The organism is Arthrobacter sp. zg.Y820 (assembly GCF_030125555.1).
Lineage (GTDB): Bacteria > Actinomycetota > Actinomycetes > Actinomycetales > Micrococcaceae > Arthrobacter_B.
In genome coordinates this window covers 84,768-104,602 of record NZ_JASKLX010000002.1, presented here as the reverse complement: position 1 = coordinate 104,602, position 19,835 = coordinate 84,768, and the positions used below count along the sequence as shown (strand labels likewise).

Genomic DNA, 19,835 nt, shown 5'->3' with positions numbered 1-19,835 from the left:
CTGGAGGGCAGAACTTTCAGCAAAACGAAGGAGGCAGCTATGAGCAAGCGTGCACGCAAGCGTCGTGATCGTAAGCGCGGCGGCGCCAACCACGGTAAGCGTCCCAACACTTAAGTCTTGGACTCAGCCGTGTGGCCCATCGCCACTAAGGAAGAACCCCCGGAGCCTTGCGGCTGCCGGGGGTTCTTCTTTTTGGGCCCTCGCCGCCAACTAGTGGTCGGCGGTCTGGATCTGGCTGATTCGAGCCAGGATGCTCGCCTTGAGCGTCTCCGGTGCAGCCTCCGTGCAGGAGCGCTTGACCACCGAGCGGATGACGCACTCAAGGTCGTGTTCCTCGGCGCATTCGGGACACCCGTCCAGGTGCTCCTGGATTTCCACGATGTCGTCATGGGACAGAGCCCCGTCAAGGTACTCGTAGAGCCGTTCGATGCGGGCGTCCTCGCAATCGCCCAGGCTTTGGCAATCGCTCATAGCGTGTTCCCCTGTTTCTTTGTCTGGCCAGCACCGGCGGCGGCAGGTGCCGCCTTGCCGCGGATACCGCGTTCGTGTGCATATTCGGCGAGCAGTTCGCGGAGCATTTTGCGGCCCCGGTGCAGGCGGGACATTACGGTACCGATGGGCGTGTTCATGATTTCCGAGATTTCTTTGTACGCAAATCCCTCCACATCGGAGAAATACACGGCTAGGCGGAATTCCTCCGGGATGGACTGCAGTGCGTCCTTCACATCGGAGTCCGGAAGATGGTCGAGGGCCACTGCCTCAGCCGACCGCAGTCCGGTGGAGCTGTGCTCCGCGGCGCGGGCGAGCTGCCAGTCTTCCACCCCGTCCGAATTTGCCTGCAGCGGTTCACGCTGACGCTTTCGGTACAGGTTGATGTAGGTATTCGTCAGGATCCGGTAGAGCCAGGCCTTGAGATTCGTTCCGGGACGGTACTGGTGGAAGGCGGAGAACGCCTTGGTGTAGGCCTCCTGGACCAGGTCTTCGGCGTCGGAGGGATTGCGGGCCATACGCATGGCCGCGGAATAGAGCTGATCCACGTACTGCATGGCATCGCGCTCGAAACGTATCTTGCGGGCCTCTTCCGATTCGGAAGCGACATCCAGCTCGGAGTCTTCCACCTGGGGGCTGCCTTCCGGCGCATCAGTTCTCATCAATTTCAAGTCTACGGTGCGGCGACCCGACTCCACTCGCAGCTGAACCAATGATGCTGCATCCGGCGGTGCTCCGGCTGTTACCGGCGCATCTGCCGTGACCAAGGCAACTGGCACGTTCACTCTCCTCACTGCATTCGGGGACGCCGCAGCCATGGCCGCGGTGTCCCTTGAAGCCGGCAGATCCTCACTTGGCGGAAATGCCGTATGTTCGCTCAACGCTTCCGTACGGGAGCTTATTCCGCCGCACCGTTCCTGCCCCTCCGGCGGCATAAGATGTGCCGGCTCCGTAAAAGTGCAAAACTAAGAGTATTCTGCCCGGCTATTCCGAGACCGGGCGGCAACCAGGAGGTCAATATGTCCGTTGTCCGTTTGCTCGCCCGCCCGCTGCTCGCCACGGGGTTCATTGCGGCCGGGGTTGACCGCCTGCGGGACGCCGACCAGACTGCCGAGCAGCTGCGTCCCACCCTGAACCGCGTTGGCAGCATGGTCCCTGCTGCGGCCTCCGTCACCGCCAACCCCCAGCTGGTTGCCAAGGTCCTCGGCGCAACCCAGGTAGGTGCCGGTGCGCTGCTCGCCTTGGGCAAGCTTCCCCGCCTGTCCGGCCTGCTGCTTACGGGTACCGCGGTGCTGAATGCGGTGGTTGAGTACAAGAATGCGGAGACCGACACCTCCGATGAACGCCAGGCGCGCCGTGCGGGCCTCCTGAAGAACCTCTCACTCATCGGCGCCGTCCTGCTGGTGGCAGTCGACACCAACGGCCGCCCCGGCCTCGCCTGGCGTGCCGGGCACCTCGCTGACGACACCCGCCGCAGCGTTTCGTCGCTGGGCAAGGACGCGGGCCGCAAGACACGCGCCATTCAGAAGGACGCTGCCAAGCAGCTGAAGAAGGCCAACCGCACCGTCCGCACCACCACAGCCGGCATTGTGGGTTCCTAGCCACATGTCCTCCCCCGCCGAACCGCAGCTCATCTCTCCCTGGCCCGCTCCCCGGGTCTCCGCTCCGCTGGACGCCGATGTCCGTGTGCCTGGTTCCAAGTCCCTGACCAACAGGTACCTGGTGCTGGCGGCACTGGCCGACGGGCCCAGCAGGCTTCGGGCCCCCCTGCACTCGCGTGACACTGCGCTCATGATCGCGTCCCTGCGGGCGCTGGGTGCGGAGGTGCGGGAGGTCGAGGGCGAAGGAGCCTTCGGGCCGGACCTGGAGGTGCATCCGATGGAAACCGGGAGCACCTCCAGTACGGAGATTGACTGCGGCTTGGCGGGGACCGTGATGCGGTTCGTGCCGCCCCTGGCGGCCCTGAAGAACGGCACCACGGCCTTCGACGGCGACCCGCACGCCCGCCGTCGCCCCATGTCCGCAACCATCGACGCCCTCCGCGGCTTGGGTGTGAGCGTGCACGACGACGGCGCCCGCGCCCTTCCGTTTTCAGTGCGCGGCACCGGGGAGGTGGCCGGCGGACGGCTGGACATCGATGCCGGTGCTTCCTCCCAGTTCGTTTCCGCCCTGCTGCTGGCGGGAGCACGCTTCCGGAACGGACTGCACCTCGTCCATGTGGGCGCCGCCCTGCCCAGCCGCGAGCATATTGCCATGACGGTGCAGGTCCTGCGCGGTGCCGGCGTGCACGTGGATGACTCAGTGCCGAACGAGTGGCGGGTGGCCCCCGGCCGCATCCGCGCCTTTGACGTCACCATCGAACCGGACCTGTCCAATGCCGGACCGTTCCTGGCGGCGGCACTGGTCGCCGGCGGCACTGTGCGCATGGCCGGCTGGCCCGACTCGACAGCCCAGGTGGGCGATCGGTGGCGGCAGATCCTGCCGCAGCTCGGCGGCCGGGTGACGCTGTCCGGCGGAACCCTGACCGTCACCGGGACCGGCCGCATTCACGGCGCCGAGCTGGCTGACACCAGCGAACTCGCGCCGACCGTTGCCGCACTGTGCGCCCTGGCGGACTCTCCCTCGGTCCTCACCGGCATCGCGCATCTGCGCGGCCACGAGACGGACCGCCTCGCTGCCCTGGCCACCGAAATCACCCGGCTGGGAGGCGACGCCGAAGAGACGGCCGACGGCCTGGCGATCCGCCCGGCGTCCCTGCACGGCGGGACCTTTGAAACCTATGCAGACCATCGAATGGCAACCGCTGGTGCCCTGATTGGCCTGGCCGTTCCCGGCGTCCTGGTCCAGGACATCGGCACCACTGCCAAGACGCTGCCGGAATTCCCGGAGCTGTGGCAGGAGCTGGCCGCCTCGGGCACCTCCCCGGCTTCTCCGCCCCCGGGCTCCGAGCCGAACGGAGGCACCCGCTGATGGGCCGCTCCACCGGCAGCTGGGACGAATCCGACGTCCGCATCCGCCCCAACAAAAAAGGCTCACGCCCCCGGACCAAGGACCGGCCCGCCTACGACGAGGCGGTCACCGGGCGCATCATCACCGTTGACCGCGGACGCTACACCGCGGTCGTTGACGAAGACACCCCCACCGAACGCATCGTCACCGCCGCCCGGGCCCGTGAACTGCGCCGCAACCCCGTGGTCGCCGGCGACCTGGTCTCGCTGGTCGGTGACGTCTCCGGCGGGCCGGACACCCTGGCCCGCCTCGTCCGCATCCAGGACCGCCGCACCCTGCTGCGCCGCAGCGCCGATGACACCGATCCGGTGGAACGCGCCGTCGTCGCCAACGCCGACCAGCTGGTGATCGTGGTGGCCGCGGCCAATCCGGAGCCGCGCACCGGCTTCATCGACCGCGCCCTCGTCGCGGCCTACGACGCCGGCATCTCTCCCCTGCTCTGCATCACCAAGGCTGACATCAAGGATCCGGCGGAGCTGCTGGCCAATTACGAGCATCTGGACCTGGACGTCATCATCAGCCGCACCGCCGCCGATGACGCCTCCGGCATCGATGCCCGCTCCGACGACGGCCTGTCCGCCCGGCTGCAGGGCGATGCCGTCCAGCAGCTGCACAGCCACCTGGAGGGGAAGGTCTCGGTCCTGGTCGGGCATTCCGGCGTCGGCAAGTCCACCCTGGTCAATGCGCTCACCGGGTCCGCGCGCGCCACCGGCGGCGTCAACGCCGTCACGGGCCGCGGCCGCCACACCTCGTCCTCCGCCCTGGCGCTGAAGGTCCTCGACGCCCCCGCCGGCAGCTGGATCATCGACACGCCCGGCATCCGTTCCTTCGGCCTGGCGCATGTGGACCCGGACCGGATCCTGCAGGCCTTCCCCGATCTTGCGCCGGGCACTGAAACCTGTGAACGCGGCTGCCGCCACGATGATCAGGCCCGGGACTGCGGCTTGGATCCGTGGGTGGCATCGGGACAGGCCGGCGCGGCCGGCCCGGCCCGGCTGGCATCGCTGCGGCGGCTGCTGGGATCCGGCACCCGGACCGAGAACCGGGCCTCCGCCAAGGAATTGGGCGCCCAGTGAGGCGTGCAGCACCGGTGCCTGCACGCAGCTGCACTCCCGAAACGGCACCGCAACAGGCCCACAGCCGAGTAATCGTGGGCGCTGCCCACCGAATAAGGATAAGTTGAACCGTATGCCGTTCGCTCAGAGTTACAACGATGACCTGCGACTCGCCCATGTCATGGCCGACTCCGTGGACGATCAGACGATGTCCCGTTTCAAGGCCCTGGACCTGAAAATTGAAACGAAACCGGACCTCACCCCCGTCACCGACGCGGATAAGGCTGCCGAGGACGCGATCCGCGGGCAGCTCTCCCGTGCCCGTCCCCGGGATGCTGTCCTGGGTGAGGAATTCGGCTCCACCGGCTCCGGGCCGCGCCGCTGGGTGATCGACCCCATCGACGGCACCAAGAACTTCATCCGCGGCGTTCCGGTCTGGGCCACGCTGATTTCCCTGGTCGACGACGGCGTTCCCGTCCTTGGCGTGGTCAGCGCGCCCGCCCTGGGCAAGCGCTGGTGGGCCGCCACCGGAACCGGCGCCTACATGGGCCGCTCGCTGGCGTCCGCCACCCGGCTGCGGGTCTCCAACGTCTCCAACCTCGCTGACGCGTCACTGTCCTACTCCAGCCTGGGCGGCTGGAAGGACCGCGGCAACTTCGACGAGTTCATCGGACTCACCGAGTCCGTCTGGCGCACCCGGGCGTTCGGCGACTTCTGGTCGTACTGCATGGTGGCCGAGGGCGCCGTCGACATCGCCTGCGAGCCGGAGCTGAACCTCTACGACATGGCCGCCCTGGTGCCCATCATCACCGAGGCCGGCGGCCGCTTCACCTCACTGGAGGGCGAGGACGGGCCCTTCGGCGGCAACGCCCTCGCCACGAACGGCGCCCTGCACAGCGAGGTGCTCAACCGCCTGAACCCGGGCCTGGACGACCTCCTCTAACGGTGGCAGGCACAACGTCGGGTCCGCGGCTGGAGGCAGTGCGGCGCCGCCAGCTGGCGCGAAGTTACGAGGACGGCGGGGAGCACTACGACCGGATCCGGCCCGGATATCCTTCCGAAGCCGTCCAGTGGCTCTTCGCCGGTGTTTCCGGCCCGGCCGCTGCGCCGGGGGCGCAGGTGGCCGACATCGGTGCCGGTACCGGCAAATACACGCGCTGCCTGGTGTCCGCCGGATACCGGCCCACCGCCGTCGACCCCTCGGCCGACATGCTCAGCCAGCTGCAGCAGGCGCTGCCCGGGATTCCCGTCGTCGTGGGTACGGCAGAGGACACCGGGCTGCCGACCGCCTCGATGGACGCTGCCACGGTGGCGCAGGCCTGGCACTGGTGCGATCCCCTGGCCTCGAGCACCGAGCTTGCCCGGGTGCTGCGCCCGGGCGGTTTTCTGGGACTCATCTGGAACCAGCTGGACGTCAGCGTCCCCTGGGTGCACCGCTACTCCCGCATCATCCACGCCGGCGATGTGCTGCGGCCCGGTTTCCGGCCGGCCGTCGGTCCGGAGTTCGTCCCTGACGCCTCCCACACCACGCACTGGTCCCAGCAGATGACCCCGGAAGACCTGATGGAACTGGCCAAGTCCCGGTCCTACTACCTCTCCGCCGCGGCGCCGGTCCGGGAGAAGGTCATGGCCAACCTGACCTGGTATCTCTTCGAACATTTGGGCCACCGTCCCGGCGAACCGCTGGAGCTGCCCTACCTCACGCTTTCCTGGCGCATGGTCCCCGCCGCACGCCCCGCTGCAGGTCTGCCGGGCCAATGACCCCGCAGCCCGGCACCGGCCGCCCCGGAGCACCCCGGCTGGGCTGGCCGGTTTGGGCCGCCGTCGCCGCCGGAGCCTTCGCCGGTGCGGAGGCTCGATACGGGCTGCTGCAGGTGTTTGCTCCGGAGCCGGGATCCGTGGACTGGGCCACCCTTGGGATAAATGCCGGAGCCAGTCTGGCCCTGGGGTTCCTCACCTCGTGGTGGCTGTCCCGCCCGCAGACGCCCTTCTGGCTCAAGGCCGGCCTGGGTCCGGGATTCCTGGGTTCTTTCAGCACTTTCTCGGCGCTGGCCCTGTCCCTCGAGCTCCCTCTCAGCGCCGGCCGGCACGGTGTCTGGATCAGCAGCCTCACCCTCAGCCTGGCGGGCGGCCTGGCCGCCGCCGCTGCCGGACTGTGGCTGGGGTCCCGTGCCGGAGCGGCCGCTGCCGTTCGCCGTCGCAGCGTCCGTCGTCATCCAGGGGACGTGTCGTGACAGCCCTCTGGGTGGGGGCGGCAGCAGTGCTGGGGGCGCTGGTGCGCTTCGCCCTGGATTCCTGGTTTGCCCGGCGGCAGCGCCCCGGGAAGGCCGCTTTTCCGCTGTCGACCCTGCTGGTGAATGCAGCCGGATCCTTCCTGATCGGCTGGTGCTTTGCGCTGCTGACCCGAGGTGCCATCGGTCCCGGGGAATATCCGGTTGCCGCCGCCGGACTGGCCGGCGGCCTCACCACCTTCAGCTCCTGGACCGTGGGCACGCTGACTCTGTGGCTCGATGGCCGGCGGATGGCTGCGGCAGTGAATGTGACCGCCAACCTGGTGCTCGGTGTCGCAGCCGCCGGCGCCGGACGACTGCTCGCCGCCTGAGAGCCGCTACCTGTCCTCCAACCCCCGGGCACATGTAATCTGGGGCTCCGACCCCGCGGGGTCCTTCAGCCAGTCCAGTCCCACCAGTCCAGTCCCACCCGTCCATTCCATTCAGTCCAGCCGCCGCTCCACTGCGGAACAGGGGTACTTACGTGGTCACATTCGGTATCGAAGAAGAATTCATGCTCATGGATCCGGCAACGGCGGCGCCGAGTGCCCGTGCCGCAGAGGTCATCGGAGCGCTGACCCCCGGCGACGGCGACAGCTTCACGAGTACCGCTGAGTTCCTGGCCTGCCAGGTGGAAAGCACCACACCCATCTGCACCGAGCCTGAAGAGGCGCTGGCCTCGCTGCTCGACTTCCGCGGACGGCTCGCCGCTGCCGCGGCGGCAGCAGGGCTTGCCGCCGCCCCCACCGGTGCCGCACCCCTGGTCGCGGCCGGCCCCGCACTGGTGAGCGGCACTGCGCGCTACCAGCAAATGAGCACGATCGCCGGGGGCGTCGGCGATGAGCAGTATGTCAACGGCACGCACGTCCATGTTGCGGTCCCCAGCCGGTGCGAAGGCGTGCAGGTATTGAACCGCCTGCGCCCGTGGCTCGCCACCCTCGGAGCGATCAGCACCAACTCCCCGTATTGGCAGGGACGGGACAGCAGGTTCGCCAGCTGGCGGATCATCCACTACCGCCGGTGGTCGGTGCAGGGTTTTCCGCCCCATTTCTCCGACGCAGCGGATTACGACGCGCGGATCGCGCGGCTCACTGCCACCGACGTCGTTCTGGATCCCGGCCACGTCGGCTGGATTGCCCGCCTGTCGGACAATTTTCCCACCGTGGAAGTCCGTGTCGCCGATGCCCAGCTGGAAGCCAGGGACGCTGTCCTGCTGGCGCTGATGATCCGCGGACTGGTGACGACGCTGCTGGCGGAAGGGGACACCGATCTCGAGGGCAACACCGATCTGCTGGCCGATCCGGAAATCCTGGACGCCGGCCTGTGGCAGGCTGCCCGATTCGGACTGCGCGGAAACCTGCTGGACCACGGAGCCGGGGGCGGGCATCTGGGCCGCGCCGCAGCGAACCAGGTGGGTGCCCTGTTGGAGTATATTCGCCCCGCGCTGGAGGAATCCGGTGACTATCCCTATGTGCGGACCGGCATGGCACATGTGCTGGCGGCAGGAACCGGCGCCCAGCGGCAGCGGGAGGCCGTCCGCCGCGGCGGCTTTGCCGGCCTCGGTCCGCTGTTCGCACAGTCCCTGACCGCCCAGTAAAGCCCGCGGATCCTCGGGCTGCGCCGAGGCCGGCTTTTATTCAGCGCCGGTGCTTGCTTGGGGTCTGGTGTGTGCTCAGCGTCTGGTGCTTGCTCAGCGTCTGGCCGAGCGCCGGCCGGCGGGCCGGGCCGGTGCCGCAACGGCCGGATAACCGGAGACCAGGTCCCACACCAGGTTGACGACGGCGCCTGCCGCCAGGAGCAACCCCGCCAGTGCCAATCCGCTGAGCATCAAGGCCCCTGCGCCGGCAAGGAACACTCCGGCAGCGACCAGGGGCAGCGCCGGCCAAGGCAGCCGGTGCTTCGCCCGGGGCGCCATCAGCAGCCCCCAAAACAGCACCGCAACCGCCAGCGCACCGGCGGCGGCAAGAGCCTCATATCCGGGGAAGACGGCTATGGCCCCGTACGCCACAGCGAAAAGCAGCGCCGTCTCGAGCGCGAAAGCCAATACCTGCCGTGCGATTCCGGGCCGTGGCCGGCGCCCGACGTCAGTGGCAGCCTGCGCGGAGCCGCTGTCCCGGGAGAATTCTTCCTCTGTCACAGGAGACACTTTAGACCCAGCCGCGGCGAAACCGCCTACCCGGTCTCATAGGTTGAAATATCCACAATCCGCGCCTCCCAGGGACGCAGCCGGTGCGGGTCTCCCGGTTCGCCGTAATTGCCCAGGATGAGGTCGCCCGAGCCCAGGTTCGAGGGCAGTTCCAGCTCCTCTCCGGACACATTGGCCGCCACCAGGATCTGCTGGTCTCCGCGGCTGCGGCGGAAGGCATACAGCACGGGATGCTCAGGATCGAGCAGGTGAAAGTCCCCCAGTGCCACCACCGTGGATTCGTGCCGGAGGCGGATCAGCTGCTGGTAGTAGCGGTAGATGGAGCGGTCCGAGACCAGGTCCGTCGCTGCGTTGATCTCGGGGAAGTTCGAGTTCACCGGTATCCAGGGGGTCCCGGTGGTGAAACCGGCATTGGGTTCCCCCGTCCAGTGCATCGGGGTGCGTGCATTGTCGCGGCTCATCGCGGCCAGGGCGCGCAGCGCCGTCTCCGGGCCGGTCCCGCGGAGAACCGCATCGGCATAGAAGTTCAGCGATTCCACGTCGCGGTAGTCGTTGATGGAGGTAAAACCGGCGTTGGTCATGCCCAGCTCCTCGCCCTGGTAGACGTAGGGCGTGCCGCGGTGCAGGTGGAGCAACGTTGCCCACAGGGTTGCCGATTCATACCGGTACCCGCCGTCGTTTCCGAACCGGGAGACGTGCCTCGGCTGGTCGTGGTTGCCCAAATACAGGCTGTTCCATCCGGTGGTTGCCAGTCCGCGCTGCCAACGGTTCCAGCTGGTCTTGAGGTCGCGCAGGTCCAGTTCCCGGTAGTCCCATTTGTTGCCCGGGCGCTGATCCAGGCTGACATGCTCAAACTGGAAAACCATATCCAGTTCGCCCCGGTGCGGATCGGTGAACAGCAGTGCCTGTTCCACGGTGGCCCCCGGAGTCTCCCCCACCGTGAGGTAGTCCCCGGTCCGGTCCGCAAACACGGCGCGCCGCATTTCCTGCAGGAACTCGTGGATCCGTGGTCCGGAGGTGAAATGCGGCGCCCCGTCACCCCAGACTCCCCCCGGTTCCACCACGCCGTCGGGCAGGGCCGGGTCCTTGGAAATGAAGTTGATGACGTCCATCCGGAACCCGTCCACTCCCCGGTCCAGCCACCAGTTCATCATGTCGTGGACTTTGGCCCGGACCCGGGGGTTCTCCCAGTTCAGGTCCGGCTGCTGCGGAGTGAAGAGGTGCAGGTAGTACTGCTCCGTGGCGGCGTCGTAGGTCCACGCCGAACCGCCGAAGTGGGAGCCCCAGTTGTTGGGCTCGGCTCCGGGCTCGCCCGGATCGAATCCGGGCCGCGGATCCCGCCACCAGTAGGAATCCCGTTGAGCGTTGTTCCGGGAGGATGCTGAAATGCGGAAGGCCTCGTGTTCGCTGGAGGTGTGGTTCACCACCAGGTCCATGATGAGCTTCATGCCGCGGGAGTGAATGCCGGCGAGCATTTCGTCGAAGTCAGCCTCGGAACCGTACATGGAGTCAATCCGGCGGTAGTTGCTGATGTCGTAGCCGTTGTCGAACTGCGGTGACTCGTGAACCGGCGACAGCCAAATCACGTCCACGCCCAGCTCCGCCAGGTAGTCCAGCTTGCCCGTAATCCCCTTCAGGTCCCCGTTGCCGTTGCCGGTGCTGTCGGCGAAGCTGCGGGGATAGATTTGGTAGACGACGGCATTTGTCCACCAGGCCGGCAGATCGGGATCCCTCATGCTGGCGCCTTTCGCTCGGCCCCGCTGGATACCGGGCTCCTGCCGCGGCCGCCTGCACGCGGGTTGCGAGCATTTTACGCCGACCCCCTGCACCTCGGACAGAGGCTCCGGCAGCTGAGCAGCTCTCTTCCTCCGGGTGGTTCCATTTCCTTGCCACCGTCTTCGCCCGGTCATTAGTGTGGGCGCTACTTCGCCGGGCAGGTCCGCATCTGCGGACGTTTTCCGGCAATCGACCGTTTGGAGACATGTGCCATGGCAACATTGACCGTTTGGAAATTCCCGGACTCAGGCGCTGCCGAGCAGGCCACTGAGACACTGTCCAGCCTGCAGTCGCAGGGCCTCATCAACGTGCAGGATTCGGCATTTGTCACTTGGCCGCAGGACGCGAAAAAGCCGCGCACCGTTCAGGAGCACAACCTCCTTGGGGCCGGCGCTCTCGGCGGCGGGTTCTGGGGTCTCCTGTTCGGCTTGATCTTCTTTATTCCGCTGATCGGCCTGGTGGTTGGTGCTGCCGTGGGTGCTCTTTCCGCCTCCATGGTGGACGTGGGAATCGACGATAACTTCATCAAGCAGGTGCGGTCGGAAGTTACGCCGGGAACATCGGCCTTGTTCGTGCTGTCCTCGGATGCCGTGGAGGACCGGGTCCTGGATGCGTTCCGCAGCAGCTTCCCGGATGCCAAGCTCATCGCCACCAATCTCTCCAAGGAGCAGGAAGCGAACCTGCGCCAGGCGTTCGCAGACTAACTCCTGCGTGCGGTCCCGTTTCCCCGGGGCTGCCGTTGTCTGGCTCCCGGAGGCCGGATCGTCGAGGACGGTCCGGCCTTCGGTCATGGATGAACCCGTTGCGTCCCGTATCGTTGATGGGGATGATTACCAGACGCCAGGCTGCACTTGCCTTAGATATCCCCGTTGAAATGGCCACCCGCCATGGAATCCCTCCCCGCATGACGGAGCAGGAGCTCGCTGACCTGCAGTCCGCACCGCCCCAGTGGCTCGTCCAGTCGCGCGCCAACCGAACGGGAAAGCGTCCCGTCTGGGTTGAGCTGGAGTGTGCGGTCTGCGGCTACCGTGAGAACGCCCGTCCGAAGAAGTGGTGGCCTGACTTTGCCTTCCTTGCCTGCGCCGACCACCCCAGCGCTGACTACCCGGAGCTGCCGGCCGGGCGCGTCCGAGGGGAGTACGACGGCATCGGAACCCGGTTTATCGGCTTTGTGGATGTTCCCCTCGCCGATGTGCCGTCCAAATCAGCGACGGCGGAGTAGCACCCCGAGACAGACAAACCAGGCGCCCTGCATCCGCAGGGCGCCTGGTTTTTTATGCAGCTCTCTTGGGCGTGCCGCTTAGCTTTCGGGAAGGGCCAGCCCGGTGCGGGCCATGGCGTCCTTGTAGGCGATGCGCATCGTGGCCAGGCCGTCTTCCTGCCGCTCAGCGGTTGCGCCGAAAGCGCGTCCGTCAACGGAGCGGGCCTTGTAGATCTTGAAGCTGCGCCGGTAGATCATCCGGTTCTCGGTTTTCAGGAACGCTGCGCACAGCCGCTGGGCCTCAGTGCCGTGGGCGACGATCGCGGAGGCACGCGGCACCAGGGCCAGGAAGCGCAGGAGCGGCTTGAGGCCTTCCTGGATCTGTTCCTTGGTCAGCTTTCCGTTGGGCTCACCGGGGACGAACCACGGGTAGGTGTTCCACGGCATGACATACTCCGGACGCAGGCCCACCTGCCAGTGGACCCCCAGAAGACGCGCGACGGCGTCGTCGTCGCCGGCGGTAATGAAGCCGGACGGATGGGCGGTGCCAATGTTGGAGAACAGGCTCACAATGCGGGTGTCTCCCACGTCGTGCATCGGGTCGACGTAGGGCACCTCGGTGCCGGGTTTCAGCGCCTTGAGCGAGTCACAGAGCTGATTGACTTCAGCGACGTTGTCGTCGTAGCGGCGGTTCCAGAGTTCTTCGGATTGTGTTCCATGGTCCAGGCTTTGCATAAAGTGGTGCGTCTCCTACAGGGGTCTTATCGACCGGTTATAGCTCATGTGCCCGGACGGAGCGCGTACGGGCGGATGCTGCCGAGCCGCAGCGCCGGTGCGCGGCGGTATCCAACGGACCCGCCGACAGCGGAAGGCCGAATGCGCTGCCTTGCGAACAGCTCTCCGACTCCTGCCAGTCTAGCAATTCCTACCGGCTGTCCTCCCCCGGACCGGAGGATGCACCCCGGAATTCAGGGAACGTGTGACCAAGGACTCCCGGGAGGGCAGTGCCTGAGGCACATAAAAAAGCAGGGAAAGTGCCCGAAGGCACTTTCCCTGCTTAGTGGAACAATTTTCAGCTGTGGAGATGGGGGGAATTGAACCCCCGTCCGATGTCGTGTTGTCAGGGCTTCTCCGGGCGCAGTCTGCGTTGGATTTTCTCGGCCCCAGCTGTCTTGCAGACAAGCAGCTGATCCGGGCCCAGCCGTCTAAGAGTCCCGAACACGCCAACGGCGAGCATGTTCAGCAGTGGCCCTCTAAATGACGCCAGGATCCGGGACGAGAGCATTCCCGGGCTGACGGACTATGCCCGCTGCTTAGGCAGCGAGAGCGAAGTCAGTGCGCTTTGAATCGGCACTTATTGTTTTGCAAGGAGCGTTTACGAGATAACCCTGCATCCTCGGCCCGCTTCACCTGTCTCGACTAACACCGTCGAAACCTGTCATCCCCATGTGTAATTATCAAACACCGATCCGGGGACCGGTTGGTTAATTGTAGCCCATCTGCGCCGGAGGCTGGAGCTGGAACTAGAACCGGATGCCAAGGACGATGATTGGCATCTCCCACAGCTTGAGGACCACCCAGGAGATCACGGCAAAGAAGACGCCCAGGATGCTCAGTGCTGCTTGGCCGGCAGCCTTGTGCTTCAGCGCCCACACGAAGAGAACAGCGTTGGCAGCAACCAGGACCGGAGCGATCCAGACCAAAAGCGACGCGAGGTAGATGTAGTAGACGAAGAAGAAGGGGACAACAACCAGGATCACGACCGGGATCACGGCCAGCGCGATCAGCAGGTTGACGGTGGTTACCGCCCAGGCCCACAGCGGGGTCCGCCGTTTTTCCTCGATGACGTTCTCTTCGGGCTGCAGCGCCCAGAAGGTGCCGCTCATCAGGCGCCCCGGTTTTTCTCCCGCATGTCACGCAGGGCTTCACGGTTGTCCTGCTTCTCGCGAAGGGTCTGCCGCTTGTCGTAATCGCGCTTGCCTCGGGCTACGGCAATCTCGACCTTGGCACGGCCGTCCAGGAAGTACAGCTGGAGGGGAACAATGGTGAAGCCGGTCTCGCGGGTCTTCTGCATGATCTTGTCCAGCTGCTCCCGGTGCAGCAGCAGCTTCCGGCGGCGGCGGGCCGAATGGTTGGTCCAGCTGCCGTTGAGGTACTCAGGAATGTACGTCGCTTCAAGCCAGAGCTCATCGTTGTAGAACGTTCCGAAGCCATCCACCAACGATGCCCGGCCCTCACGCAGCGACTTCACCTCGGTGCCCATCAAAACCATGCCGGCTTCATAGGTGTCGAGGATTTCGTAGTTGTGCCGGGCCTTGCGGTTGGTGGCCACTACCTTACGGCCACTTTCTTTGGGCACGGTGCAACTCCTTTACGATGAACGGAAAACTCTATTGTAGGCCTACAACAGGCCCATCGGATCAACCAGGGCGCCGTTCAGCACCGTCTCAAAGTGGAGGTGGCAGCCGGTCGAGTTGCCGGTGGTCCCAACGTAACCGATCAGCTGACCGGCGTTCACCCACTGGCCCACGGATACGACATAGTTCGTCAGGTGGTAGTAGTTCGTGGCCAGTGCGCTGTTGCCGATAACGCCGTGGTTCAGCACCACGCGGTTTCCCGTTCCGATCATTCCGTCCGACTGGCCCTGGTCTGCCCGCCAGACCTCTCCCGAAGCCGGGGCGTAAACCGGGGTTCCACAACTGGCACCAAAATCGATGCCCGAGTGCAGGTAACCGCCGGTGCCGAAGAAGTCGATGCTGCCCGGAGGCGTGGCGCGCCAGCCGAAGCCGGAGGAGATCGGGGCGCTGACGGGAAGGGTCAGGCCAAAGGCGGACGGGTTGGTCGGCGCAGTGGACGGCACCTCAGCCGGCGGAGTGGGCCGGTTGTTGCGTGCGGCCTCTTCGGCTGCCCGGCGGTTCGCCTCGGCTACCCGGGCTTCCTCTTCCTTCCGTGCCTTCTCAAGGAGGGCGCGCTGCCGTGCCGCAATGTCCTCGGTTGCCTTGACTTTGGCGGTTTCCAGCGAGGCCAGCTGAGCCTGGATAACAGGCTTTCGCGCTTCCAGGTCGGCATTTGCCGCCGCCGTCTGCTCGATCAGGGAGTCGACTTTGGACTTTTCAGCCGCTGCGGCGTCCCGGGCTTCCTGTTCCAGCCTCAGGGCATCCTCTGCCTGCTCCTTGAGACTGGAAATTTCCTCTTCGACCGCCGCCAGGCGTGCTTCCGAGTTTACGTTCGTGGCGCTTTGCTGCGAGAGCTCCTGCATGGCGGCATTCTGGCCGCGCAGGACCTGCTCCGCCAGGCCCATGGAATCCGTGAGGCTGTCAGCACCCTCGGCGCCGAGGATCAGTGAAAAGCTGGAGGGCACCCCGCCGTTTTTGTAGGCCTGGGCCGCGATCTGTCCGATCACTTCCTGCGATTCGTCCATGGCCGCTTGGTCCTGCTCGATCTGCGCGGTAATGGTGCTGCGGGTTTCCTGGGCCAGCGCCACGCGGCCGGTCAGCGCCGTAACCTTGCCGGTGGCTGCTGAAACGCGGCCCTCGGCATCGGTCAGCGCCTGCTGGGCTCCGGGCAGCTGCTGCTGGTAGATCGCCAGCTCGGCGACTTTCCTGCTGGTTTCGGCGTCGAGGTACTCGTAGGTTTCCTGAACCTTCAGCTGCTCGGCCTCAATGGCTGCCTTGCGGTCGTCGAGTTCGTCGGCTGCGGCCGTTCCGCTGAAGGCGAGCGTCAGCGCCAGCATGGCGGATGCCACCACGCCGGCCGTGGTTTTGCGCAGGGCAGGCTTCGGCGCCTGACTCGAATGCGCGCTAACCATTGATGGAACCGTCCATGGAGTTTGTCAGCTTTCTTTCCAGAGTTTGCAACACTCTAAACCCTTAAGTACCTGCGAAGCGTCAGCAGCGAGGATATTCCTGCCAGGAGTGCCCCAACAACGAGTAATACCGGGCTGAGGACCAGTACCTGCTGGGCGGAGATAAACGCTGTTGCGGGATAGGCCTTGGCCAGCGCACCGATGAAAAAGTGTGCCACTGCCCACAGCGTACCTGATGCCAGGACGGCGCCGATGACCGCAGCGATGACGCCCTCGAGAACGAACGGCAGCTGGATGACTGCCTTGGAGGCTCCCACCAGGCGCATGATGCCTGTCTCCCGGCGGCGGCTGAAGGCCGAGAGGCGGATGGTGGTGGCAATCAGCAGAATGGCACACACCAGCATCACGCCGGCAATTATCAGCGCAATCAGCGAAGCCAGGTTCATAAAGGAGAAGACCTTCTCCAAAAGTTCACGCTGGTCGCTGACTGTTTCCACTCCGGGCATGGAGGAAAACGCTTCATTAATGACTTCATACTTTTCCGGATCCACGAGGGAAACGCGGAAGGACTCCGGCAACTGGTCTGCCGTCACCGAGTCGACCAGCGGGGAATTGGCGAACTGGTCCCTGAAGTGGCTCAGCGCGGTTGCCTGGTCTTCGTAGTCCACGGAAGCCACGTACTGGGCAAAGGCCGGGGAATTCAGCTGCTCCTCGATGGCCTGGCGCTGCTCATCCGTCACCGGGCCGGAGGCACATGAGGGCGTGGTTGAGGAGTCGACGCAGAGGAAGACCGCCACCTGCACCTTGTCATACCAGTAACCCTTCATCTGCCCGATCTGCAGCTGCAGCAGGCCGGCCGCACCGACGAAGGTGAGTGACACGAAGGTCACGAGGATAACGGAGACCACCATGGACAGGTTCCTGCGGATACCCGAGCCGATCTCGCCGAGGATGAATGCCAGCCTCATTTGACTGCCCCCGCTCCTGCTGCGCCGTTTCCGCTGCCCGGCGATTCGACGTCGGCCGCTTTGGCTGCATCGTCCTGCCTGATGACGGCTCCCTGCTGCGTCTGCGGTGCGCCCAAGTAGATGCCTTCACGCTCGTCACGCACGATCTTTCCGTGGTGCAGTTCGACGACGCGCTTGCGCATCGCGTTCACAATGTCGTCGTCGTGGGTTGCCATCACCACGGTGGTGCCGTTCTGGTTAATCCGGTCCAGCACCTTCATGATTCCCTGCGAGGTGGTGGGGTCCAGGTTTCCGGTGGGCTCATCGGCGAGCAGGATCCCGGGCTTGTTGACGATGGCGCGGGCGATGGCGACACGTTGCTGCTCGCCGCCGGAAAGCTCATGCGGCAGGCGGTCTTCCTTGCCTTCCAGCCCGACAGTCTTCAGGACCTCGGGCACTGAGTCGCGGATGACGGCGCGGCTGCGGCCGATGACCTGCATGGCGAATGCCACGTTCTGGAACACCGTTTTGTTGGGCAGCAGGCGGAAGTCCTGGAAAACGACGCCGATTCCACGCCGCAGGCGCGGTACGCGCCAGCTGGGAATCTTGGCGACATTTGATCCGGCCACGTAAACGGTCCCCCGGGACGCGTGCTCTTCCTTGAGGATGAGCCGGATGAAAGTCGATTTGCCCGATCCGGAGGCTCCAACCAGAAACACGAACTCTCCGCGGTCCACTTCGAGGTTCACGGAGTTCAGGGCAGGCCTGGAATTGCGGTCATAGACCTTGGTGACGTTGTCAAAAGTGATCATGTCTGCTTAGCGCCCATCGGTGCGGCCGGAAGACGGGCCTTGGTTTGGGATAAGGGCGCCGGCTGTTCGACTATATCGACGGTTCTACTCGAACGTGCAGATTCCGCCCGGTGTGTCGCCGCCCGCCGCCGCGCCCGTCGGACCGGCGCTGCGGCGCACCTTTTTGAGCCCTCCTTCACCGGCTGGACCATCCCCCGTCCATGGGGTAGGAGGACCCGGTGGCCATACCGGCACTCGGTCCGGCCAGCCATCCGGCAAGGGAGGCAACCTCTTCCGGTTCCACCAGCCGCTTCACTGCGGGCTCCGTCAGCAGGACGGAAGTGAGGACTTCCGTTTCGGAAATGCCGTGGATTCGGGCTTGGTCGGTTATCTGCGCTTCCACCAGGGGTGTGCGGACATACGCAGGGCAGATGCAGTTCGAGGTCACGCCGTGCGGGCCGCCTTCGAGCGCCGTCACTTTGGACAGGCCCTCCAGTCCGTGCTTGGCGCTGACATAGGCACTCTTGAACGCCGAGGCACGCAGCCCGTGGACGCTGGAAATGTTGATGATGCGTCCGAAGCCGCGGGCGTACATTCCGGGCAGTGCCGCCCGGATCAGCAGGAACGGCGCCTCAAGCATCAGGCGGTGGATCAGCCGGAAAGTCTCCGGGTCGAACTCCTCGATGGCAGCGATGCGCTGGATTCCCGCGTTGTTCACGAGAATGTCGGTGTCCAGCACCAGGTCTTCCAGGGCCGAAGTCTCGCTCAGGTCCACATGCCATGCCGTGCCGCCGATATCGTCGGCGACCCGGGCGGCGGCCGCCGCGTTCAGGTCCGCCACGGTGACCTTGGCACCCAGAGCGGCAAAGTGGCGGGCGCAGGCTTCACCGATTCCGCTGGCGCCGCCGGTTACGACGGCGGTGCGCCCGGCAAGCTCCGCACCGCCGGTTCCGCGCTTCGCCGCGCTGACCTGCCCGGTCCCGCCGTCGGATATTTTGGCGCCGGATGTTCCGCCGCCGGGTGTTTTGGCGCCGGTTGTCTTACCGCCTTGCTGGGCCATGGCACTGCTCCTGACCGTTCGGCTGCACCGGTGCGCAGCCTCGGAGCAGCATCATCGCACTCGACGGCCCGCCCGGCGAGCTCCCGGCGGCAGCTTGGACCCGGGGCTACTTGCGGGCCGAGACGCTGCCGTTCGCGCGCCAGCGGATCCCTGCATCGATGAAGTCGTCGATCTCGCCGTCGAAGACCGCTGAGGTGTTGCCGACTTCGTGTTCGGTGCGCAGGTCCTTGACCATCTGGTACGGGTTCAGTACGTAGGAGCGCATCTGGTCGCCCCAAGATGCCTTTACGTCTCCCGCGAAGGCCTTCTTCTCGGCGTCCTCCTGCTCCTTCTTCAGCAGCAGCAGGCGCGACTGCAGGACGCGCATGGCCGCAGCCCGGTTCTGCAGCTGCGACTTTTCGTTCTGCATCGAGACCACGGTGCCTGTGGGGAGGTGGGTCAGGCGAACAGCGGAGTCAGTGGTGTTCACTGACTGTCCGCCGGGGCCCGAGGAACGGAAGACGTCCACCCGGATGTCATTGTCGGGAATGTCGATGTGGTCGGTCGGCTCAATCAGCGGAATGACCTCGACAGCGGCAAAGGATGTCTGCCGGCGGCCCTGGTTGTCGAACGGGCTGATGCGGACCAAGCGGTGCGTGCCGGCCTCCACGACCAGGGTGCCGTAGGCATAGGGGACCTTGACCTCGAAGGTGGCCGACTTGAGTCCGGCCTCCTCTGCGTAGGAGGTGTCCAGGACCGTGGTGGGATAGCCGTGGCGTTCGGCCCAGCGCAGGTACATCCGCAGCAGCATTTCGGCGAAGTCGGCAGCGTCCACTCCCCCGGCGCCGGAACGGATGGTCACGACGGCTTCGCGCTCGTCGTACTCACCGGAGAGCAGCGTCACCACCTCCAGCTGAGACAGCGACTTGCGGAGGGATTCCAGCTCGACGGCGGCTTCTGCCTTGGAATCGGCGTCGGCCTCATCCTGGGCCAGCTCCACCAGTACCTCAAGGTCGTCGATGCGGGATTCCAGCTTTTCCAGCCGTTCCAGCGCTGTCTGCCGATGCGAAAGCTTGGACGTGATCTTCTGCGCCTCTGAGGGGTCGTCCCAGAGATCCGGAACTCCCGCCATTTCACTCAGTTCGGCGATGTCCTCTTTAATCGCTGCGACATCCGAGACCTGCTCGATGGAGGCAAAGGTGGACCTGAGGGCGCGGATCTCCGCGGGAAAATCGATTTCAGCCATGGTAATTACAGCCTACGCCATGAGTCCTCGCCGCTGCTGTCCCGCGAAGCGTGCCGCCCGG

At 65.6% G+C, this 19,835-nt stretch carries 23 protein-coding genes and 1 other RNA gene; 11 read left to right on the top strand and 13 right to left on the bottom strand.

Features of this window, described 5'->3' with window-relative positions; genetic code table 11:
• Nucleotides 1-39 precede the first annotated feature (39 nt).
• Nucleotides 40-114: a 50S ribosomal protein bL37 gene (locus QNN99_RS17470; RefSeq protein ID WP_369299106.1), complete on the top strand. Its 75-nt coding sequence runs from the start codon at nt 40-42 to the stop codon at nt 112-114.
• A 96-nt stretch (nt 115-210) separates the two neighbouring features.
• On the opposite strand, the gene rsrA is transcribed toward QNN99_RS17470, so the two are convergent.
• Nucleotides 211-471 carry a mycothiol system anti-sigma-R factor gene (rsrA, locus tag QNN99_RS04095; protein ID WP_229965159.1) on the bottom strand — a complete coding sequence of 87 codons (261 nt, stop codon included), beginning with the start codon at nt 469-471 and terminating at the stop codon, nt 211-213.
• A complete protein-coding gene (locus QNN99_RS04090) occupies nt 468-1,307 on the bottom strand; it encodes a sigma-70 family RNA polymerase sigma factor (protein ID WP_269439144.1) in 840 nt (279 codons plus the stop codon). Before QNN99_RS04090 ends, rsrA begins: the two co-directional genes overlap by 4 nt.
• A 201-nt stretch (nt 1,308-1,508) precedes the next feature.
• Between QNN99_RS04090 and QNN99_RS04085 the strand changes: the two genes are divergently transcribed.
• From QNN99_RS04085 to QNN99_RS04050, 8 genes are all read left to right on the top strand, one after another.
• Complete coding sequence (locus QNN99_RS04085) at nt 1,509-2,090, top strand: DoxX family protein (protein WP_229965157.1); 582 nt, start codon at nt 1,509-1,511, stop codon at nt 2,088-2,090.
• Nucleotides 2,091-2,094: 4 nt separating this feature from the next.
• The gene (gene aroA / locus QNN99_RS04080) at nt 2,095-3,459 is read left to right on the top strand and encodes a 3-phosphoshikimate 1-carboxyvinyltransferase (RefSeq protein WP_229965156.1); all 1,365 of its coding nucleotides are present in this window, start codon (nt 2,095-2,097) and stop codon (nt 3,457-3,459) included.
• A complete protein-coding gene (rsgA, locus tag QNN99_RS04075; protein WP_229965155.1) occupies nt 3,459-4,574 on the top strand; it encodes a ribosome small subunit-dependent GTPase A in 1,116 nt (371 codons plus the stop codon). The genes aroA and rsgA overlap by 1 nt, the downstream gene beginning before the upstream one ends.
• Before the next feature lie 112 nt (nt 4,575-4,686).
• Nucleotides 4,687-5,496 (top strand): histidinol-phosphatase, encoded by an 810-nt coding sequence (hisN, locus tag QNN99_RS04070; protein WP_229965154.1) that lies wholly within the window; start codon nt 4,687-4,689, stop codon nt 5,494-5,496.
• 2 nt (nt 5,497-5,498) lie between these two features.
• Nucleotides 5,499-6,314 (top strand): class I SAM-dependent methyltransferase, encoded by an 816-nt coding sequence (locus QNN99_RS04065; RefSeq protein ID WP_229965153.1) that lies wholly within the window; start codon nt 5,499-5,501, stop codon nt 6,312-6,314.
• Nucleotides 6,311-6,787, top strand: coding sequence for a fluoride efflux transporter FluC (locus QNN99_RS04060; RefSeq protein WP_229965152.1), 477 nt, complete (start codon nt 6,311-6,313; stop codon nt 6,785-6,787). Before QNN99_RS04065 ends, QNN99_RS04060 begins: the two co-directional genes overlap by 4 nt.
• Nucleotides 6,784-7,155 (top strand): fluoride efflux transporter FluC, encoded by a 372-nt coding sequence (locus QNN99_RS04055; protein ID WP_229965151.1) that lies wholly within the window; start codon nt 6,784-6,786, stop codon nt 7,153-7,155. Before QNN99_RS04060 ends, QNN99_RS04055 begins: the two co-directional genes overlap by 4 nt.
• 152 nt (nt 7,156-7,307) lie before the next feature.
• The gene (locus QNN99_RS04050; protein WP_229965150.1) at nt 7,308-8,420 is read left to right on the top strand and encodes a carboxylate-amine ligase; all 1,113 of its coding nucleotides are present in this window, start codon (nt 7,308-7,310) and stop codon (nt 8,418-8,420) included.
• A gap of 93 nt (nt 8,421-8,513) precedes the next feature.
• Here QNN99_RS04050 and QNN99_RS04045 read toward each other — a convergent pair whose 3' ends face one another.
• The gene (locus tag QNN99_RS04045; protein ID WP_229965149.1) at nt 8,514-8,960 is read right to left on the bottom strand and encodes a DUF2568 domain-containing protein; all 447 of its coding nucleotides are present in this window, start codon (nt 8,958-8,960) and stop codon (nt 8,514-8,516) included.
• Nucleotides 8,961-8,995: 35 nt separating this feature from the next.
• The gene (locus tag QNN99_RS04040; protein ID WP_229965148.1) at nt 8,996-10,705 is read right to left on the bottom strand and encodes a glycoside hydrolase family 13 protein; all 1,710 of its coding nucleotides are present in this window, start codon (nt 10,703-10,705) and stop codon (nt 8,996-8,998) included.
• A 252-nt stretch (nt 10,706-10,957) separates the two neighbouring features.
• On the opposite strand from QNN99_RS04040, the gene QNN99_RS04035 reads away from it, so the two are divergent.
• Both QNN99_RS04035 and QNN99_RS04030 read left to right on the top strand, forming a co-directional pair.
• Nucleotides 10,958-11,449: a DUF1269 domain-containing protein gene (locus QNN99_RS04035; RefSeq protein ID WP_229965147.1), complete on the top strand. Its 492-nt coding sequence runs from the start codon at nt 10,958-10,960 to the stop codon at nt 11,447-11,449.
• Nucleotides 11,450-11,649: 200 nt separating this feature from the next.
• Nucleotides 11,650-11,967 (top strand): hypothetical protein, encoded by a 318-nt coding sequence (locus QNN99_RS04030; protein WP_331461757.1) that lies wholly within the window; start codon nt 11,650-11,652, stop codon nt 11,965-11,967.
• A 78-nt stretch (nt 11,968-12,045) separates the two neighbouring features.
• Here the strand turns inward: QNN99_RS04030 and QNN99_RS04025 are convergent, their stop codons facing one another.
• From QNN99_RS04025 to prfB, 9 genes are all read right to left on the bottom strand, one after another.
• On the bottom strand, nt 12,046-12,681 hold the full coding sequence (locus tag QNN99_RS04025; RefSeq protein ID WP_229965145.1) for a uracil-DNA glycosylase family protein: 636 nt from the start codon (nt 12,679-12,681) through the stop codon (nt 12,046-12,048).
• A 341-nt stretch (nt 12,682-13,022) separates the two neighbouring features.
• Nucleotides 13,023-13,392: a transfer-messenger RNA gene (gene ssrA, locus QNN99_RS04020) on the bottom strand.
• Nucleotides 13,393-13,469: 77 nt separating this feature from the next.
• Nucleotides 13,470-13,832, bottom strand: coding sequence for a hypothetical protein (locus QNN99_RS04015; RefSeq protein WP_229965144.1), 363 nt, complete (start codon nt 13,830-13,832; stop codon nt 13,470-13,472).
• Entirely contained in the window at nt 13,832-14,305 is a 474-nt protein-coding gene (smpB, locus tag QNN99_RS04010; protein ID WP_229965143.1) for an SsrA-binding protein SmpB, read from the bottom strand. The genes QNN99_RS04015 and smpB overlap by 1 nt, the downstream gene beginning before the upstream one ends.
• A gap of 42 nt (nt 14,306-14,347) precedes the next feature.
• Entirely contained in the window at nt 14,348-15,754 is a 1,407-nt protein-coding gene (locus tag QNN99_RS04005; protein WP_229965142.1) for a M23 family metallopeptidase, read from the bottom strand.
• A gap of 53 nt (nt 15,755-15,807) precedes the next feature.
• Nucleotides 15,808-16,719 (bottom strand): permease-like cell division protein FtsX, encoded by a 912-nt coding sequence (gene ftsX / locus QNN99_RS04000; RefSeq protein ID WP_229965141.1) that lies wholly within the window; start codon nt 16,717-16,719, stop codon nt 15,808-15,810.
• Nucleotides 16,716-17,510, bottom strand: a complete 795-nt coding sequence (gene ftsE, locus QNN99_RS03995; protein WP_229965140.1) for a cell division ATP-binding protein FtsE — start codon at nt 17,508-17,510, stop codon at nt 16,716-16,718. The genes ftsX and ftsE overlap by 4 nt, the downstream gene beginning before the upstream one ends.
• A 175-nt stretch (nt 17,511-17,685) precedes the next feature.
• Nucleotides 17,686-18,549: a 3-hydroxybutyrate dehydrogenase gene (locus QNN99_RS03990; RefSeq protein WP_229965139.1), complete on the bottom strand. Its 864-nt coding sequence runs from the start codon at nt 18,547-18,549 to the stop codon at nt 17,686-17,688.
• A gap of 106 nt (nt 18,550-18,655) precedes the next feature.
• Entirely contained in the window at nt 18,656-19,774 is a 1,119-nt protein-coding gene (gene prfB, locus QNN99_RS03985; protein WP_229965138.1) for a peptide chain release factor 2, read from the bottom strand.
• Nucleotides 19,775-19,835 lie beyond the last annotated feature (61 nt).

Coding starts and splice junctions, on each gene's coding strand:
- QNN99_RS04060 (WP_229965152.1), top strand. CDS start 6,311: ATGACCCCGCAGCCCGGCACCGGCCGCCCCGGAGCACCCCGGCTGGGC.
- QNN99_RS04015 (WP_229965144.1), bottom strand. CDS start 13,832: ATGAGCGGCACCTTCTGGGCGCTGCAGCCCGAAGAGAACGTCATCGAG.
- QNN99_RS04025 (WP_229965145.1), bottom strand. CDS start 12,681: ATGCAAAGCCTGGACCATGGAACACAATCCGAAGAACTCTGGAACCGC.
- QNN99_RS04040 (WP_229965148.1), bottom strand. CDS start 10,705: ATGAGGGATCCCGATCTGCCGGCCTGGTGGACAAATGCCGTCGTCTAC.
- rsgA (WP_229965155.1), top strand. CDS start 3,459: ATGGGCCGCTCCACCGGCAGCTGGGACGAATCCGACGTCCGCATCCGC.
- ftsX (WP_229965141.1), bottom strand. CDS start 16,719: ATGAGGCTGGCATTCATCCTCGGCGAGATCGGCTCGGGTATCCGCAGG.
- aroA (WP_229965156.1), top strand. CDS start 2,095: ATGTCCTCCCCCGCCGAACCGCAGCTCATCTCTCCCTGGCCCGCTCCC.
- QNN99_RS04030 (WP_331461757.1), top strand. CDS start 11,650: ATGACGGAGCAGGAGCTCGCTGACCTGCAGTCCGCACCGCCCCAGTGG.
- QNN99_RS03990 (WP_229965139.1), bottom strand. CDS start 18,549: ATGGCCCAGCAAGGCGGTAAGACAACCGGCGCCAAAACACCCGGCGGC.
- rsrA (WP_229965159.1), bottom strand. CDS start 471: ATGAGCGATTGCCAAAGCCTGGGCGATTGCGAGGACGCCCGCATCGAA.
- QNN99_RS04035 (WP_229965147.1), top strand. CDS start 10,958: ATGGCAACATTGACCGTTTGGAAATTCCCGGACTCAGGCGCTGCCGAG.
- prfB (WP_229965138.1), bottom strand. CDS start 19,774: ATGGCTGAAATCGATTTTCCCGCGGAGATCCGCGCCCTCAGGTCCACC.
- QNN99_RS04090 (WP_269439144.1), bottom strand. CDS start 1,307: ATGGCTGCGGCGTCCCCGAATGCAGTGAGGAGAGTGAACGTGCCAGTT.
- QNN99_RS04005 (WP_229965142.1), bottom strand. CDS start 15,754: ATGGTTAGCGCGCATTCGAGTCAGGCGCCGAAGCCTGCCCTGCGCAAA.
- QNN99_RS04085 (WP_229965157.1), top strand. CDS start 1,509: ATGTCCGTTGTCCGTTTGCTCGCCCGCCCGCTGCTCGCCACGGGGTTC.
- hisN (WP_229965154.1), top strand. CDS start 4,687: ATGCCGTTCGCTCAGAGTTACAACGATGACCTGCGACTCGCCCATGTC.
- ftsE (WP_229965140.1), bottom strand. CDS start 17,510: ATGATCACTTTTGACAACGTCACCAAGGTCTATGACCGCAATTCCAGG.